Raw genomic sequence first — 16506 nt, forward strand, 5'->3', positions numbered from 1 at the left:
AAGTAAAAAGAAGGTACCCTTAAAAATAATACTACTTACTTTTTTAATAACACAAATACTATGAGCACTAATACAAATTTAGACTGCACCTTGGTTGCCAAGGTAATTATACAAGATATGTTTAAGGTAAAAGCGGGGGAATCTGTTGCCATTACGGCCGATTCTGGATCTGATCCTGAACTCATGCAAGCCTTTACAGACGCTGCTTCTGAAGTTGGCGGATTGCCACTACTGATTTGGACGCCAAAAGCAAAAGAAGACGGACAAGCAGGAGTCAAAGATTGGCCAGCGGCTGCATTGACTGCCACTTTGAGCAATGTAGATGTTTGGTTGGAATGTAATTCTACCGTTCTTTTATATTCTGATATTTGGGAAAATGCTTTTAAAAATAATAAAAAATTACGTTATTTAATCATTGCCGATTCTAGCGTACAATCCTTAAAAAGAACTTTTACAGGGTATAGCGTACCTGATTTAGGTAAAATGCTCAACAAGGTAAAAGATATGATTCTTGATTGCAAAACCATACGTATAACTAGTGCCAACGGTACGGATGTTTCGTATGATATTAATCTAGATTATTCCTTTGATATTGATGATGGTGATTTTTCAATGCCTAAATTTGGGACTGCTCCCGGATATGTAAATATCGTACCCAAAATAGGAAGTATGAACGGGACCATTGTTTTTGATTTATTACAACATACCGATATCTATGGAAATGATAATAGCGTAGCATTTACAATGAAAGACAGCATTATCGTTGATGTGAAAGGCACAGAAAAAGAAGCGGAAAAGTTTAAAAAATATTTAGCTTCTTTCGATGACCCTAACATGTATAAAATATCTCATAATATGTTTGGGATTAACCCTAGTGTACGAAAAATGTGTGGAGAAATTGTTGAAGATGAACGTGTATGGGGTGGTGTAGATTTTGGTTTTGGACATACCAGTCCTATGGATATGCCACCACTAGGGCAAGTCGCTAAATCTCATTTTGATGGGATTGTAAATAAAGTAAATATCTACCTAGATGATATACAAATAGTAGAAGATGGTGTGTACACCCACCCAACTCTGAAGCCCTTGGCTGAAAAACTAATAGGAACATATTAATGCTAGATAAAGAAGCACCGATTATCGATGATTATTCAAGAACTAAAGTTCCTGAAGATAAAACAGTCAACGGCATTCGTATTGCTTCTATTATCGTCGGTATTGGCGTAACATTACCCGTTTTTTTTGTTGGTTCAGAAGTTACTCAGGCCCTAGGGCTAGAAAAAGCCTTTTGGGTCTTTATGAGCGTTTGCATCGTGCTAAGTATTCTTTGCACGGTGACCGCTATTATTGGGAACAGAACCCGTTTATCTACCTATATGCTCCTTCATTTTTCCTTTGGAAAAAAAGGAGCTTTACTCATCAACTTGCTCGTTGCCATTACACTCTTAGGTTGGTATGCGGTGACCGTTGAAATATTTGGGCAAGCATTAACAGATGCATTTGCGCAACTTTTTAATGTGTCTTTTCCTGTTTGGATCGGTATCATATTAGGTAGCATTTTAATGACTTTGACCTCCATTTATGGGTTTCGGATTATTGAACGTTTCTCATCTATTGCAGTACCATTAATGCTTTTGTTTGTAGTTTATGTACTTTATATCACTACTTCCCAGAATAGCATACATACCCTTTTGCAAATTTCCGGTAATGCTTCTATGACAACTACGCAAGCCATTTCAGCAGTAGTGGGTATGGTGATTTTAACGCCTGTATTGATGCCAGATTATTCCCGATTTGCTAAAACAGATAAGGATAGTTTAATTTCAATTTTAGGGCTGACTATCGGTTTCCCTCTAGTACTCTTAGCAGGTGGAATACCAAGCCTTATTACAGGAGAAATAGACATCATGAAAATTATGATAGGCCTAAGCTTGACGATTCCTGCCTTGTGTATCCTTATATTTTCAACTTGGACAACGAACACCGCAAATTTATACTCTACACAACTTACCTTATCTACGGTATTTACTAAAACAAAAGATGCTAAATTGGGTATCGCAGCAAGTAGCATTGGAACCCTATTGGCTCTTTTTGGTGTTGCCACTCATTTTATTGATTTTCTAAATATTTCTAGCATATTCATCCCTCCTGTTTCTGCTATTTTTATTGCTGACTTTTTCTTCGTAAAAAAACAACAGTATGAGTTAGCACGTTTTAATGAATTACCCCAGTTGGATACTTCTGCATTAGTTAGTTGGATTATTGCTTGTATTGTAGCCTACTTAGGAGCTTTTGATTATATTACCTTAACCTCTATATCATTTTTCGACTCTTTTATTGTCGCCTTTACCTTATATCTAATTTTAAAGAAAATACGTAACTAAATGTCTATTACTAATTTAGAACCTAAAGCTATTTGGCAGCATTTTGAAGCCATAAATGCCATACCAAGAGCATCTACCAAAGAAGAGGAAATCACTCAATTTATGATTGCTTTCGGCACCTCTCTAAACCTAGAGACCTCTGTTGATGCTATCGGAAATGTGATCATCCGAAAACCAGGTAGTCCTGGCAAGGAAAACCACAGAACTATCGTACTTCAAGGACATACAGATATGGTGCATCAAAAAGAACCCAATTCTAGCTTTAACTTTGACACGCAAGGGATTAAAATGTTCATTGATGGGGATTGGGTCAAAGCAAAGGAAACCACATTAGGTGCTGATAACGGTATTGGCGTTGCAGCAATTATGGCTGTATTGTCTTCCAAAGATTTAGAACACCCTCCTATTGAAGCTTTATTTACAGTAGATGAAGAAATGGGTATGACTGGCGCTATGGCTTTGACTAAAGAGCAACTAAAAGGAACCATGCTCTTGAATTTAGATTCAGAAGAAGACGATATCATTACCATTGGCTGTGCAGGTGGTGTTGATGTACTTATAGATGGCACCTACGATTTAGAACTTTTGGATGCTAAAAAGTATAGCTTATTTGAAATTAAACTCAGTGGATTGGCAGGAGGACACTCTGGTGTAGAAATACACTTAAACCAGGCAAATGCAATTATTGTATTGGCGGAGTGCTTAGCCCAATTAGCCTTAAAAACAGGGTGTAGCATTCATAGTTTAAATGTAGGTACCTTAACCAATGTAATTCCTAGAAATGGGTGGGCCATAGTAGCCGTTGAAAAAGACAAGCAAGAAGTATTTTCACAAACGTTTATAGACATTTCAACGCAGCTTAAAGAGAAATATAGTGCCACAGACCCAAGTCTAAAATTGGAGTATGTAAAAACAAAAAATACTACAGGAGTTCTAGATACTAAAACTCAAAATAAGTTACTAAAGGCTATTTTGACTATCCCGAATGGCGTGTACTCCATGACTAAAGGTATTGCGGACTTAGTACAAACCTCCAACAACATCGCTATCTTCCATATTGGTGAAAGCAAGTTTCATGCGGCCTGTCACACCCGAAGTTCTGTTGATCAAGAGCGGAATGAACTCGCTAATAAAATAAAAGAGTGCTTTGCCTTTGCCGAAGTCAAGGAGGTTGGTCCCTATCCAGGTTGGGAGCCTAATCCTAAAAGTGAATTATTAGGTCTCACCAAAAAGTGCTATGAAGAATTAAATGGAGCCTTGCCTATTGTAAAATCTATCCACGCTGGATTGGAATGTGGTATTTTATCAGGTACTTTCCCTACCATGCAAATGGTTTCATTTGGTCCAAATATCCTTGGAGCTCATTCACCAGAAGAACGTTTACAAATAAGTTCTACTCAGAAATTCTGGAAACTATTGACCACACTTCTTAAGCAACTAGAATAACCAATTATGGCCGAAGACAACCAATACGCAAATACAAAAGTACAGCCTAAAGATTTTACTTCTGGCTGGCTTATCGCCATTATAATAGCTGGGACAGGTTTAACTCTTCCTATATTATTTTTGGGTTCTGAAGTTGCTTTAGGTGTCGGTTTCAAAGATGCTTTGTGGGCTTTTGGTATCAGTACTGTTGTTTTAACGTTGATGTGTTTAGCAACCGCTAAAATTGGGAATAGATCTAGGCTTTCTACGTATATGATCCTTCATTTTAGTTTTGGCAGACAGGGTGCCAAAATCATGAATTTTATTTTCGGAATTACGCTTTTAGGATGGTTTTCGGTAGCCCTAGAATTACTCTCTGTTGCTGTAGTAGATACGGCGCTTGACACCTTTGCAGTAGCGCTTCCAGAATGGCCTATCATCATTATTATGGGAGCTATGATCACCGGCACTACACTCTATGGAATTAAAAGTTTAGAGCGTTTAGCAAATTTTGCGGTACCCGTGCTTACCCTTTTTTTGTGCTATGTTATTTATGTATCATTTGACCAAGGGATGTCGCTTACAGCAGTAATAAATTTTGTTCCTGAAAATCCTAAAATGACCTTATTTGAAGCCACTTCTATACTGGTGGGCTCTTCTATTCTTTTTCCTGTGATGATGGCAGATTTCTCAAGGTTTATCTATAATGATAAACAGAGTATGATTGCCGTTTTAGGAATCACCATTGGCTTTCCTGTTGCGCTTTTATTTAGTGCTATTCCTTCGATACAAACAGGGGAAGTAGACATTATTAAAGTAATGCAAGAGTTAGGTTTGGTCATTCCTGCCTTCGTTCTGTTATTGGTATCTACATGGGTAGGTAATGCGAGTAATTTATATTCCACAGTATTGACATTTTCCACTATAAAAACGGAATGGACTTTTAAAAAAATAGTCCTGATCGTAAGTGTTTTTGGGATTCTATTCGCATTATTGGGATTCTCCGAATACTTATTCGATTTTCTGAATTTTCTAGGTGTTTTAGCGCCATCCATTTCCGCTATTTACATCATCAATTTCTATTGGGTAAAAAAACAACGCTATGAATTGGATGAAATTCCAGAATGGCAACCTAAAGCCTTAATCAGTTGGGTGCTTAGTTCCATCATCACCGTGTTTACCTATTTGGAACTGTTTCAACTCACACACGCTTATTTTATAGATTCCTTTATACTTGGTGGATTATTATATGGCCTATTAAACTGGAAAGCGATATTTAACTCTAAGGCAACAGACTAATGAAAAGCATAACAGCATTAGCTCACTCATTTATTTACCACTTAAAGCGTTGATTAATTCATAAAAGACTTGTTATAATTCGCTTTTTTGAAACAAAAAGAACGCTCTTCATCCCCTGCCATTACCTAAGAAATCAATACCTTCGTTTACACAAAAGGTGCAGACAATGTAGTCTTAACACCATCCTTCACACCTGATAAATATAGATACAAATGGTTCATTATTTCGATCAACATAAAATACAGGAATTGATAAGCATGAAAGAATGCATTGAGGTCATGAGAGCTCTTTTTAGGATTGCTTCTGATGAAAATATACTGAACCCTCTACGTTCTAAAATGGAACTTCCAGAACCGGCAAATGGTATCATGGGACTAATGCCGGCTTACTTTAAACCCTATAATATTATGGGCGTAAAAATATTAAGTATATTTCCTGACAACCATAAAAAAGGCTTAAGTTCTCATCAAGGAATATTCCATCTTTTTGAAACGGAGACTGGGCAACTTCTCGCTAATTTTGATGCAGATTCCATGACAGAAATGAGAACTGCTGCGGTAAGTGCCTTAGTTACAGATTACACCGCCATACCTAATGCCGAAAGCTTAGGAATACTAGGAACAGGGACACAAGCCTATTCTCATTTACACGCCATCACCTTAGTTCGCGAAATTAAATCTGTTTTTGTATACGGAAGAAATCAAGAAAATTTAAATAATTTTATACAGAAGGTAACGGGACTCTACCCTAGCATTACATTCAAGAAGTGTGGCTCGGCACAAGAAGCCGCTAATGCTTCTGATATTGTGTGTACCATTACTGGTGCAAAAATGCCTCTTATTTCACAAAAAGGATTGCGCAGTCATGTGCATATAAATGCCGTTGGTGCCTGGGATCCTAAAAATAGAGAACTGGCCACGGATATTATTTTAAATTCTGCCGTGATTGTAGATAATTATTATGCTGCTGAGCAACAAAAAGGCGAGCTTATTATTGCTGCAAATGAAATGGAGAAGACACCAAAAGAGCTTATTGAAAAAAGCGTCTTTGATTTGGTTTCACAGAATAACAGAAGCTATCAAAACAAAGCAACGGTCTTTGCTTCCCTGGGTCTTGCCATTGAAGATTTAGCATTTGCCTATGATGTATTTAAAAAGTTTAAAAAGGAACAAACGGATTAATTTAGCCATCAACAATCATTGAAAAAGGGTGTTAAGTAGATTGTTCCATCTACCTAATACCCTTTATTTTCGTTTCTTACTTTAAGATGCGTATTGTGCGTTATGATGCAAATCGTATAGCATCAGCTATTCGTTATAAAAATGATTCATCACCTCCAGGAAGTTCTAAAGCTTTAACCGATTGAATAGCATTCCCGGCAATTCCTTTTATGGCCGCATGCATGTCTATCGTATTGTTGGTTACTTTTTCTATCTGTTTCTCCCGTTCTTTCCAGATGCGTTGCATGGCTCTTTTTTCACTATCCAGCGCAGTTTTCATAGATGTAAAACCTTCTACAATGGCTTCTATTTGCATTCTGAACTGATTACTCGTTAAGTAATCATAAAGCATATCCATTTTGTCTCCTTTATTTTCTTGGGTACTAAGTGCTAGATTTACTTTGATAATTGATTCTCGCAATACCTTACAAAGTCCTTTAAATTCATCATAATTGCAAATCCAAATACCTTCTCTAAGTCCCATTCGATCCATATCTGAAGGCATTACCTCAGTAACTAAAACACCAATATTGGCGCCTCTCTCCCTGATATCATTTTTAAATTTCTCGATCCAACTAGGCTGAAAGTCCTTGGTACGCTTACTCTCGTAGTAGATTTTTCCACAATGCTGCTCCGTTCGCGTATTCACTATTTGAATGCAATCGCCTCCTCGCGCTCCTTTTTTTATTTCTTCTATGGTATCTAAAGGAAACTGAGCTGCCAACCATTCTTCTATCGCTAATTCTTGTACTTCTCCTTGTAACTGCATGGAACCCTGCTCCTGCTTACGCTTCATTTCTTCGGTCAGCTTTTTCTGGTCTTCTAATTGCTTTTGCATTTCTTTAAAACGCAATTCATTTTTATCCTCTTCCGATTTCTTAATCTTCTCTTTTTCAGCAATAAGAATCTCGTTGAGCTTTTTTTGAGCTTCTGCTTCAGCCGCCTCTTTCAATTCGCCTTTTTCTCTTTTAAGTTTTTCTATTTCGGCTTTAGAGCGATTTAGCTCTTTTACTTGTTCAGACTTTTCATTCAATTCTTTTTGTAAAGCATCAAACTGTTCCGACTGTTCTTCTGTTAATTTCTTTTTAAGCTTGGCTTCAATCTCTTTTTTATCGGCCTTTAGTTGATTCTCTAAGCGCTCTTGAAACAATTCATTTTCTTGTCTCTTCTTTTGTTCAAATATTATTTTTTCTTGTTTCAGTTTCTCTTGCTCATGCTGGTATTTTCTCTTTTCTTCTGCAATTTGAGACTGATATTTCTGCTTTATTTCTTCTTCTAATTGATGCGATAAAATATCCTGTACGTCTATGGATGTTCCACAATTAGGGCATTTTATTTGAGTTTCGTTATTCATACTACTATCGTTTTTATCTTTAGCGCCCTAATACCATTCCTTTAAAAAAAATTACTAAACTCTAGCAACACATCTCTTATAAAGATTTAACATGTGATAGGTTTAGTTTGCTACGCAACTAAAGAGCTGAAAATTATTTGTTCTGCATTACAAATTTACTCAATGTATCTCCAAAATCTAAACCGTAACGCACCTTGTTTTATAAATTAAGGTGCTTCTGATTTTTCAGAGGGCTTCGAAAGGCTTATTTCTTAGGGTCCGGATTGCTTTAAAAACAAAACACCTAACAATGAGCTCTCAATACATTTTGGCAAATGTTTAGGCTGGCCTTATAAATTATATATCTTCGCGCGCATTATGTGGATGTATCTTGGTCTTTTAGCAGCTTTATTTCTTGGTTTACACAATTTATGTAAAAAACATGCCGTACAAGGAAACGAAGTTTTTCCAGTACTCTTGGGTACTATTTCTTCAGGTTTTTTATTGATCGTCCCCTTTTATATTGGTTCTCATTTCTTTAAAGAAGAGATGGTGAAAATGGACTTCTATATCACAGCTATCCCCTGGAAAACACATGGCTTTATCGCAATAAAATCTGCTATCATGGCGGCATCATGGGTTTTAGCCTATCAAGCCCTAAAACATTTACCGATAACTATTGTAACTCCCATACGTTCCGCTGGTCCATTTTTTACATTTATTGGCGCCATAACCATCTATCAAGAGAAACCTAACTTTTACCAATGGATTGGTTTTTTTCTTATTATTTTATCGGTGTTACTTTACTCTAAAATAGGAAAAAAAGAAGGGATTCATTTTAAACGCAACAAATGGATTTTCGCTATTATTGGTGCTACTTTTTTAGGAGCCTCTAGCGGCTTGTATGATAAGTTTCTTATACAGACGATACACTTAAATCCGCAAACGCTACAATTCTGGTTTTGTTTGTACACTGTTCTTATTTTACTCGTTATTTTAACCATAACATGGTTTCCAAATGCAGAAAAAAGAAAAGCCTTTAAATGGCGCTGGTCTATTCCCCTAGTTGGTATTCTTCTGCAAATAGCAGATTACTTTTATTTTAAAGCATTACAAGATCCTGATGCTTTAATTATGTTACTTTCTGCTATAAAAAGAAGTCAGATCATTATAGCTGTTGTCTTAGGGGGTATCATCTTTAAAGAACAAAACAAACGAAAAAAATTAATCCCTCTAGCAGGAATCATGGCAGGGGTATTTCTAATTTTATATTCTTAAAAAAAGCACATTAAAGTATTAAACTCCTACTTAGCTGTTTAGTGCTTTCCTTTGAAACTGATCATCGTAACGGCGCCTGAAAGGCATAAAATATTATTTATATTTTACTTCCTACCCAATTATAAATTGCAAAAGCTTGCCTTACTGATTAAAATAGCATATTCACTGATTTTATTTTTATAAGTCTTACGCTTTTTGGACTTTTACCCATTACTATTTAAAATACCTGAAAGTTATTTATGAATCGTTCTAAACGAATACTTACTGTTTGCGCTACACTCGTGATAATTTCACTAATTTTTATTTTTGGTGCGGGCAACCTGAATACTACTCGTAATTTGCCTATCTCAACAGATGACATTATTAAAGAAGCCTATTTTAATGCTACCTCTTTACTATCCTATAAAAAAGTAGCTTGTACATTAGACGACGGCACTACGGGAGATTGTTATGAATTGGTATTTTCTAGCAACCCAGTAGAAGATGGACCTTACTGTCCTGAAACTATTGAAGATATAGGTGGTTTAGGTACTTATGATGGCAAAACAAATCCTGGTTTTCAAGTACTAAAGGCTAGCTTGTTTCATGCTATGGAATCCGATGGTTACGATATCATAGATGATCAAGGAAAAATTAGAATGGATGACTTTAATTCTGGGCGACCAGATCCTAATTTTGATTATTGTTTGGCTGCAGCTCCTGATAATGATTTAAAACTTACCTTCTTAATTCCTGCACAACCGAAGCTATCTGAAACTAATAATGTTATTGAAACTATTGAATTAGTGGGTGTTTCTCTAGATGGCGTCCCCATTAATGGTAATCCTCCTTCAGTGGTCAATGGTCCACCAATACCAAATGCTACTGGAGGTAACATCCCTTCTTTAGATCCTTGTGGCGGTCACAATGATCCTGCTGGGTATTACCACTGGCATTTTGTGCCAGAAGTAATGAACCAGGTTTTAGCCGCTCATCATATTACAGAAGTCGCGTGTACCTTAATAGAACAAGTGGCAACGGTAAAACTCATGGGTTTTGCTAAAGATGGTTTCCCTATCTATGCCTATGCACAAGAACCTTCAGATGTAGATGATTGTGGTGGCAGAACAGCAAAGACCGCAGAATATCCTGATGGAATTTATCATTATATTGCCAGTACAACTAGAGCTCCCAACGTTCCTAAATGCTTAAAAGGAGTCGCAGCTGCACGTGGTTTTAAGTTTAGATAAAAAGATGAAAAAACACGTATTACTCTTTCTTTTTGCAGTACTAAGCTTCTCTTCTCTTTTGGCTCACAATTCATTATCTGCACTATACTATTTAGAACTAAAGGATAATTTAGGTATTTTAAGCATTAGTGTAAGTCAAGACGGATTAAATGAAGCCTTAAAAAAGCAATATCTAGCAGAAAATTTCACAGCAATTACAACAGAAAAATACAAAGAATTAGCCGTACGTTACATCAAAGATCATTTTGATTTAATGCTTAATAATGAAGTTTTTTTATTGAACGATGGAGGGATTAAATTGGGGAGTCATCAAACTGATTTTAAATTTCTAACAGATAATCTTCCTAGAGATATAAGAACTATTACTATTTCCATTGATGCCTTCCGAGAGAATAAAGAACACCAAACTATATTTTCTGTTGCCTTAGGTACACTAAAAGATAAAGTAATCTTAAATGTAGATAATGACTATAAAGCAACGCTTCATGTTGAAAATAATATATTAGTACAAGAAACTCATAATGGCACTAAACACTTAGGATTGCTGTTAGCTATTTTAGTGCTACTAAGTGTCGCCTATTTTTATTGGTCGAAGAAGAAAAAAATATAGTTTAATTGTTTTTTAATCACTTTTTTTGTTGTCAAACTAATATGATCTGATTGTCTGTCTATTTACTTTTATTATAAACACAAATAACTTACCTTATTAAACAAAATCAATCCTTATGAAATTCAGAGTAATTCTACTACCGATAGTAATTTGTCTAGTAACTCTAAGCATTTTTACCTCTTGTAAAAACAAGAAAGAAGAAGTTAAAACCGATGAAATTTCAAAAATTGCTGAGACCACTTATAGTTGCCCTATGAATTGTGAAGACGGTAAAACGTACCATGAAGTAGGGAGTTGCCCTGTGTGTAAGATGGATTTAATGTTGGTCTCTACGGATAGTCTTGTGGCCTGTGAAGCACATAAAGACGGTAAGTGTACCTGCGAAGGAGATGCATGTACATGTGAAAATTGTAAGGAACACAACAGTAAAATGACCTGTACAATGCATGAAGATGGCAAGTGTAAGTGTGAAGGCGATACCTGTGCATGTGCAAACTGCAAAGAACATGCTAAAAAAATGCCCTGTACTATAGGAGATGATGGCAAGTGTGCCGATGAAAATTGCAAGAAACACCAAAAAAATAAGGATTGTGTTATGAATAAAGACGGAAAATGTATCTGTGAATCAGGAAAATGCACTTGCGTTGATTGTGCCTCTAAAAATAAATAGCGCTTAGCGTCCTCACTATTTCTAATAACAAAGACCACCCTAGGTGGTCTTTTGTATTTTACAGCATCACTATTTTAGTCATTAAAATAGAAATAGTTGAATGTAATTTTAGGCTGTTTATCATTACCCTCCGTATATACTCCTGCTTTTAGGAAATAGGTGCTAGAATAGCTATTCCAAGAACTAGAAGGTGATAAGGTTTTATTAATAATTGTTGATCCGCTTGATGTAGTAACTTTTACATTTGCCCCACCACCATTATACGTAATAGCGAGTATATAATCACTTCCTTGAGTATATGTAGCTCCTGTATATTCCGTATAGGTACCAGAACTATTTGAAGGATTATTGGTGGTTACTTTAATTTTTATTTTACGATCATCATCAATAAAAACGCGTAACCAAGGTCTGTTTACATTATTACCTCTGTTGTGGATTTGTGCTATGGTTACTCCGTTTTCAGGGATCGACTCTACTTTTGCCTTATAAATCATACTCTTACCATTTGTTAACGAAGATTCTTCAATCTCTTTCCATTCACTCCGGTTACCGTCGGTTGCTAAACTTTTCATGACATAATACCCACTGGAATTTTTATCATACCAACTTTCGTTATCAGTTCCCGTAGAACTAAAAGATTTGGTAGATCTACTGTCTTCCCCACTGAGCCAACTGGTTTCAATATAGAAATCTGAAATTTGATACACTTTAGCGGTAAGTTTAGTTCCTACTGTAGCTTCAGGAATTAATTCAGTTTCTTCTTGGTCTGTTTGACTGCAACTTGTTAAAAATAAAGCAACGGATAAGATCCCAGTTGCTAAGAATTTGTAATTGGTCATTTTTTTCATGTGTACTTATTTAAATTAATAAAATTGGGGCTCCAAATTGGTTTACCATTTTGGTTATCCAATTCTACGAAAAAAATCGACACAAAATCAATTTGATAAAAAATAAATTAAAATATTTACAAATTCATAATAAATAAAACATCTACTAAACATTCAACATTAAATCCTTAAAAAACAACTTATACAATAAACATAGGAGCTCACAAGGGTCGCTGCTCACTTAGCTACATAGAACACACCCTATATAGGATAAAATACTACTTAACGGAGATAAAATACACCTACTAAAGCCTGAACAAAGACACTAATTTGCGCCCTTAACCTCAAAATATCTTATAATGAAAGTACATGTAAAAAGTATTTATTTAGCCTCAATTGCGCTTTTCGCAATAGGTTGCTCAAAAAATGTTGAAGAAACACAAGACCTAAATGAAGCTGCAATTTCAGATGATCTAACGGTCTTAAAAGTAGCTGCTTCTAGATTTTACACGGCACCTAATGCTGCTGTTCGTAATAACAAAAAGAATTTAGTTTCTGATTATGGAGTCAATAACACAGACACCAATGATGATAGCGCTAAATTAGACTTAGCGATTAAAGAATTATCGAATAGTGATGGTGGTGTATTAACCATTCCTAAAGGAACCTATTACTTTAATAAAATTAGAATGCGCTCTAATGTGCATTTAGAAATTGAAAAAGGTACGGTCATTTATCCTACCAAAGGATTAGCCCCTGCTCAAAACCACAGGATTTTTGATTTTGCGAATAAGACCGAAGACAAAATTGAAAATGCAAGTATTACAGGTAAAGGCGGTAAGTTTATTGTAGATTTAAGAGGAAATACCTCAAAAAATCTAATTGTTGCAGATGTCGGTAATGTCAATAATTTTAAAATATCTGATTTTTCCATTAAGGATGAAAAAACTGTATTTGCATCCGTACTCATAAGTTTTACTGATAATGGAAGTAATGCATGGCCACACAATGGAATCATAGAAAATATAAGTCAGACCAATGCACATACTGGTTACGGACTTATACAAGCCTATGCTGCGGATAATGTATTATTTAACAATCTAAAATGTACAGGAGGCGTAACATTACGACTAGAAACAGATAACCTTGCTATGAAAACAGCTAACAAAGGTGGTGTACGTGATATTTTTGCGTCTAAAATTAAAAATACAAGTGGTTTAACGCCTGTAATGTTTTCTCCTCATTTTATGGAAAACGGTAAAGTAACCATAGATGATGTTACGGCTATTGGTTGTGCGTATGCTGTTCGGGTAGAGCACGGTTTTATAGAGATTTTTGATAAACAAAATAGAGCTAGTGGCGAGGCTTATAAAAATTATATAGAAGGTATCTTAGGCGCTGGTTCTGTATCAGAATTATACAAACGCAACAATGGTAGAACTTGGGCTGTACGTATTGATAATGATTTTAGCGAAGCGGCTTACAACCACTCTAACCCAGCTGTAAATGGTATTAAACCAGGTAATTTTAATAATTCTACTGTTAGTAATGTTAAGGTTACTTATAAAAATACTGGAGCTAAACTTAAGCATTTATTTTTACCTTACTTACCTTGTTCGGAATGGTCTAAAGTTTGCAAGCCAGGTCCTTCTGGTTTTGAGTATAACGGACCTTCTTTAGGAGTTACCATTGATAATACCAAAAGAGATAACAGTCTTGGAAATTATAATGTGAATGTAACCACGTCTAATGTTTCCGGTTTTCCTAATAACCATATTTTAAATGTAAAGTATAATACTACTAAAGTATGTACTAACGGTATTGGCACCATTACTTCTTGTAATTAAAAATATTTAGTACAATTATAAAGAGCTCCATGCTACAGAGGTAGTATGGAGCTCTTACATTAATAACTACGATACACTATTATTTTTCAATCAATTTATAGGAATGAATCCAATCTACTTTCATCGTATTTATAGTTTCATCCATTAAATCAGACTTTACTGCAAGACCTCCTAGCCAATCCACATCAAAAGTCCATAAATCCCAAATAACATTTAAATCTCTTGTAAAGTCGGGTTCAGAGACTACACTTCCTGCCGGCTCTCCATCCAAATAAAATTGTATATTCTTAGCATCTTTCCAATACACACCAACGGTATGGTATTCTTCATTCCATTTTACGCCTTTTAACGGGTTATCATCAGAGAGCGTTCTATTATCAAAATTACCCTTATTCCTTCTGGTATCATTATCAACAACATGAAAGTATTGCGAGTTCATTTGCCATGGAAAATCTGGCTGACAATCACATGAAGGATTAGAGTTATTTTCTATAATATCTATCTCATTTCTGTCCGCAATATCACCATTGTTTAACCAAAAAGTATTATATGCAGAAATATGAGCTGTTTTAATTCTACTTTCTGTATACATAGGATAATTTATCTGTGCTTTAGATTGTACTCTAGAAGTTAAAAACCAGCGTTCTTGCGTATCATCAAGTGTAGCTTTTATCCATAAATTACCATCTGCTACTCCAGAATTTTCTGCCTTCATATGTACTGGAACATCATAATTCCATAAAGGTTTAAACCATTTATCAGTGTCAAAAGTGCCATTAAACTCATCAGTAAGCTCAGAAACTTCTATCCATTTCATTCCTTCTGGAGGAGTTGGGGGCGTTAATGTGGTATAATCTACAGCCTCTGGAGCTGTCTCTTCTGGTGTCTCATTAACAGGATCTATAGCCGATTCTTCGTTAACTTTATCTTGGGCATTTTCTTCGGTTGAATTATTATCTTTTTTACAAGAAAATATCATAAGACTAAATAGGCTAGCTATTAGATAAATATGCTTCATTTTTTTTGGGGTTTTAATTAGAATTTAAAAAATGAAAAATACACTTATATACCATAGGAAGCCAAAATTTAGACTCAACAAAATCTGAACATGACCATTATTTATAGCAATTTTTATATGTTATAACGCACTGAGGTCATTAAACGAATAACTCAGGATACGACTGTTCAAAATAATGCTGGAAAGAAGCGGGAATGGTTTTATGCAAACGAACACTGGTACACTTATTAAATTTTAAAAACAACTTTAATTCTTTATTCAACGCTTCTGCAAAAGCTTCAGTTTTCTTTAAGCTAGGCTCTAAGGTCAATTGATGTATATCCAAAATCTTTTCCTTTCTATCAGCTTTACTATCCATTCGGGCAACCAATTTTCCACCCCATAAAATAGGTAAGGTAAAATATCCAAATTTCCGTTTTTGCTGGGGCACATAACATTCTAAAAGATACTCAAAATTGAAAATCTCTGACGTTCGTTTTCTTTGAATCAGTAAATTATCAAAAGGAGATAAAATATTGAGCTTCTTTCGTGTTAAAGGTGTATTCAATAGTTCAAGGGACTCTGGCAAAATATAATATTCATGATCAGCAACATGTATCTTTATAATATCTCCACTTAAAAGCAATTGTTCTAGGGCTTTGCTAACTAATGGTTTCATATTTTTAAGGAGGTAGGTCATTTCCGTTAATTTACCCACGCCGTTGGCGCGCAAATATTTCTTTATCAGAAACTCACCGTGTTCCTCCTCCGTAGGTGTCTTAGTATTTATGGTACTTGGCAATACCCGTTCTGTAAGATCATACACCTTATGAAAATTTACACGTTTTGTAATCATCAAATCTCCTTGCATAAATAAATTCTCTAAGGCTTGTTTAGTCGGAGCCGTTTTCCACTCGCCGTGTTTTACACCCTTTTTGTCAAAATCTTTAGCCATCAAAGGACCTTCAAATTTTATACGCTCTAGTACAGCGTTCATAAGCTTCTCATCTCGTTTAAACCAATGTTTTTGTTTCCCGGAAGCAATCGCATGCTTGCGAGGCAGGCTAAAACGATAATCGGCCATAGGAAGAAAGGATGCCGCATGTGCCCAGTATTCAAAAACTTTTTTATCTGATACTAGCGTCTGTAAGTGATCAGAGTTATAGCTTGAATTACGATTGTAAAGTGTATGATGATGTGCACGTTCAATTACCGAAATGGTATCTATTTGAATATAACCCAAATGCTCAATGGCAGATAGGGTAACATTTTTGGCATCAGTTGCTACTTTTTGAGTAGGCAGTTTTTGTGATAACAGAACTATTTTTTGGGCTTCACGAAGGGAAATACTTTTAGTAGTTGAACTCATGTATTTAAAATAGCTATT

14 protein-coding genes are annotated in these 16506 nt (G+C 35.4%); 10 read left to right on the forward strand and 4 right to left on the reverse strand.

Features of this window, described 5'->3' with window-relative positions:
- The first annotated feature begins 60 nt into the window (after positions 1-60).
- The 5 genes from CELAL_RS19645 to CELAL_RS19665 all read left to right on the forward strand — a co-directional run bounded on the left by CELAL_RS19645 (position 61) and on the right by CELAL_RS19665 (position 6289).
- On the forward strand, positions 61-1116 hold the full coding sequence (locus CELAL_RS19645; RefSeq protein ID WP_013552647.1) for a M29 family metallopeptidase: 1056 nt from the start codon (positions 61-63) through the stop codon (positions 1114-1116).
- On the forward strand, positions 1116-2384 hold the full coding sequence (locus CELAL_RS19650; RefSeq protein ID WP_013552648.1) for a purine-cytosine permease family protein: 1269 nt from the start codon (positions 1116-1118) through the stop codon (positions 2382-2384). The genes CELAL_RS19645 and CELAL_RS19650 overlap by 1 nt, the downstream gene beginning before the upstream one ends.
- Positions 2385-3830 (forward strand): aminoacyl-histidine dipeptidase, encoded by a 1446-nt coding sequence (locus tag CELAL_RS19655; protein WP_013552649.1) that lies wholly within the window; start codon positions 2385-2387, stop codon positions 3828-3830. It abuts the gene before it with no gap.
- Between the two features lie 6 nt (positions 3831-3836).
- Positions 3837-5108, forward strand: a complete 1272-nt coding sequence (locus tag CELAL_RS19660; protein WP_013552650.1) for a purine-cytosine permease family protein — start codon at positions 3837-3839, stop codon at positions 5106-5108.
- Positions 5109-5320: 212 nt separating this feature from the next.
- Positions 5321-6289, forward strand: coding sequence for an ornithine cyclodeaminase family protein (locus tag CELAL_RS19665; protein WP_013552651.1), 969 nt, complete (start codon positions 5321-5323; stop codon positions 6287-6289).
- Positions 6290-6422: 133 nt separating this feature from the next.
- Here the strand turns inward: CELAL_RS19665 and CELAL_RS19670 are convergent, their stop codons facing one another.
- The gene (locus CELAL_RS19670) at positions 6423-7682 is read right to left on the reverse strand and encodes a DUF2130 domain-containing protein (protein WP_013552652.1); all 1260 of its coding nucleotides are present in this window, start codon (positions 7680-7682) and stop codon (positions 6423-6425) included.
- Positions 7683-8039: 357 nt separating this feature from the next.
- On the opposite strand from CELAL_RS19670, the gene CELAL_RS19675 reads away from it, so the two are divergent.
- The 4 genes from CELAL_RS19675 to CELAL_RS22475 all read left to right on the forward strand — a co-directional run bounded on the left by CELAL_RS19675 (position 8040) and on the right by CELAL_RS22475 (position 11448).
- The gene (locus CELAL_RS19675) at positions 8040-8939 is read left to right on the forward strand and encodes a DMT family transporter (protein WP_013552653.1); all 900 of its coding nucleotides are present in this window, start codon (positions 8040-8042) and stop codon (positions 8937-8939) included.
- A 239-nt stretch (positions 8940-9178) separates the two neighbouring features.
- Positions 9179-10168 carry a YHYH protein gene (locus CELAL_RS19680; protein ID WP_013552654.1) on the forward strand — a complete coding sequence of 330 codons (990 nt, stop codon included), beginning with the start codon at positions 9179-9181 and terminating at the stop codon, positions 10166-10168.
- 4 nt (positions 10169-10172) lie between these two features.
- Entirely contained in the window at positions 10173-10778 is a 606-nt protein-coding gene (locus CELAL_RS19685; protein ID WP_013552655.1) for a hypothetical protein, read from the forward strand.
- A 115-nt stretch (positions 10779-10893) separates the two neighbouring features.
- Entirely contained in the window at positions 10894-11448 is a 555-nt protein-coding gene (locus tag CELAL_RS22475) for a heavy metal-binding domain-containing protein (protein ID WP_013552656.1), read from the forward strand.
- A gap of 74 nt (positions 11449-11522) precedes the next feature.
- On the opposite strand, the gene CELAL_RS19695 is transcribed toward CELAL_RS22475, so the two are convergent.
- Positions 11523-12296: a polysaccharide lyase family 7 protein gene (locus tag CELAL_RS19695; protein ID WP_041557835.1), complete on the reverse strand. Its 774-nt coding sequence runs from the start codon at positions 12294-12296 to the stop codon at positions 11523-11525.
- A 338-nt stretch (positions 12297-12634) separates the two neighbouring features.
- On the opposite strand from CELAL_RS19695, the gene CELAL_RS19700 reads away from it, so the two are divergent.
- Positions 12635-14122: a glycosyl hydrolase family 28-related protein gene (locus CELAL_RS19700; protein ID WP_013552658.1), complete on the forward strand. Its 1488-nt coding sequence runs from the start codon at positions 12635-12637 to the stop codon at positions 14120-14122.
- Positions 14123-14201: 79 nt separating this feature from the next.
- Here the strand turns inward: CELAL_RS19700 and CELAL_RS19705 are convergent, their stop codons facing one another.
- Positions 14202-15140 carry a LamG domain-containing protein gene (locus CELAL_RS19705; RefSeq protein ID WP_013552659.1) on the reverse strand — a complete coding sequence of 313 codons (939 nt, stop codon included), beginning with the start codon at positions 15138-15140 and terminating at the stop codon, positions 14202-14204.
- A gap of 139 nt (positions 15141-15279) precedes the next feature.
- The gene (locus CELAL_RS19710) at positions 15280-16488 is read right to left on the reverse strand and encodes a winged helix-turn-helix domain-containing protein (protein ID WP_013552660.1); all 1209 of its coding nucleotides are present in this window, start codon (positions 16486-16488) and stop codon (positions 15280-15282) included.
- Positions 16489-16506 lie beyond the last annotated feature (18 nt).

Origin of the sequence: Cellulophaga algicola DSM 14237 (genome assembly GCF_000186265.1) — a bacterium.
Taxonomy (GTDB): Bacteria; Bacteroidota; Bacteroidia; order Flavobacteriales; family Flavobacteriaceae; genus Cellulophaga; species Cellulophaga algicola.

Coding starts and splice junctions, on each gene's coding strand:
- CELAL_RS19700 (WP_013552658.1), top strand. CDS start 12,635: ATGAAAGTACATGTAAAAAGTATTTATTTAGCCTCAATTGCGCTTTTC.
- CELAL_RS19685 (WP_013552655.1), top strand. CDS start 10,173: ATGAAAAAACACGTATTACTCTTTCTTTTTGCAGTACTAAGCTTCTCT.
- CELAL_RS22475 (WP_013552656.1), top strand. CDS start 10,894: ATGAAATTCAGAGTAATTCTACTACCGATAGTAATTTGTCTAGTAACT.
- CELAL_RS19675 (WP_013552653.1), top strand. CDS start 8,040: ATGTGGATGTATCTTGGTCTTTTAGCAGCTTTATTTCTTGGTTTACAC.
- CELAL_RS19670 (WP_013552652.1), bottom strand. CDS start 7,682: ATGAATAACGAAACTCAAATAAAATGCCCTAATTGTGGAACATCCATA.
- CELAL_RS19705 (WP_013552659.1), bottom strand. CDS start 15,140: ATGAAGCATATTTATCTAATAGCTAGCCTATTTAGTCTTATGATATTT.
- CELAL_RS19650 (WP_013552648.1), top strand. CDS start 1,116: ATGCTAGATAAAGAAGCACCGATTATCGATGATTATTCAAGAACTAAA.
- CELAL_RS19710 (WP_013552660.1), bottom strand. CDS start 16,488: ATGAGTTCAACTACTAAAAGTATTTCCCTTCGTGAAGCCCAAAAAATA.
- CELAL_RS19645 (WP_013552647.1), top strand. CDS start 61: ATGAGCACTAATACAAATTTAGACTGCACCTTGGTTGCCAAGGTAATT.
- CELAL_RS19655 (WP_013552649.1), top strand. CDS start 2,385: ATGTCTATTACTAATTTAGAACCTAAAGCTATTTGGCAGCATTTTGAA.
- CELAL_RS19660 (WP_013552650.1), top strand. CDS start 3,837: ATGGCCGAAGACAACCAATACGCAAATACAAAAGTACAGCCTAAAGAT.
- CELAL_RS19695 (WP_041557835.1), bottom strand. CDS start 12,296: ATGAAAAAAATGACCAATTACAAATTCTTAGCAACTGGGATCTTATCC.
- CELAL_RS19665 (WP_013552651.1), top strand. CDS start 5,321: ATGGTTCATTATTTCGATCAACATAAAATACAGGAATTGATAAGCATG.
- CELAL_RS19680 (WP_013552654.1), top strand. CDS start 9,179: ATGAATCGTTCTAAACGAATACTTACTGTTTGCGCTACACTCGTGATA.